This is a genomic window from Alcaligenes sp. Lyrl_28, assembly GCF_051948705.1.
Taxonomy (GTDB): domain Bacteria; phylum Pseudomonadota; class Gammaproteobacteria; order Burkholderiales; family Burkholderiaceae_B; genus Alcaligenes; species Alcaligenes ammonioxydans.
The window spans coordinates 1-551 of sequence record NZ_JAYJLG010000021.1 but is presented as its reverse complement, the minus strand read 5'-3'; the positions used below and the strand labels follow the sequence as shown (position 1 = coordinate 551).

Genomic DNA, 551 nt, shown 5'->3' with positions numbered 1-551 from the left:
CAACTCGACTTTCGCCAATGACATCAAGGGCACAGGCGGCTTGCACAAGCGCGGCGCCGGCTCTTTGGAGCTGACGGGCAATAACAGCTATACCGGCGACACCACCGTCAGCGGTGGTCGTCTGGCCGTCAATGGCACGCTGGCTTCTGCTGTGATCGTTGAGCGTGAGGGAACGCTGGGGGGGGCCGGTACGGTCGCACAAGTCGATAACTACGGCACCTTGGCCCCCGGTAATTCTGTAGGCACCTTGACCGTCAGCGGCGACTATACCGCCCATGCCGGTTCGGTGCATGAACTGGAAGTCGGCACCGCAGGCGCAACAGATCGTCTGGTGGTTGGCGGTGCTGCCCATATCGACGGCACCCTGAAGCTGGCCGGCGGCCCTTTCCGTCAAAACGTCGCCTATTCCTTCGTGGACGCAGCACAGGGCGTGACAGGGAAATACAGCCACATTACGTACGACATGGCATTCCTGTCACCCACGCTGCTCTACGGCCCCGGCCTGTCCTTGATGATCCAGCGCAATGACACCCCCTTTGCAGCATTTGCCT

1 protein-coding gene is annotated in these 551 nt (G+C 61.2%); it reads left to right on the top strand.

Features of this window, described 5'->3' with window-relative positions:
• Positions 1-551, top strand: a 551-nt coding sequence (locus tag VF694_RS16425; protein ID WP_440164914.1) for an autotransporter-associated beta strand repeat-containing protein, incomplete at both ends; no start/stop codon positions are given.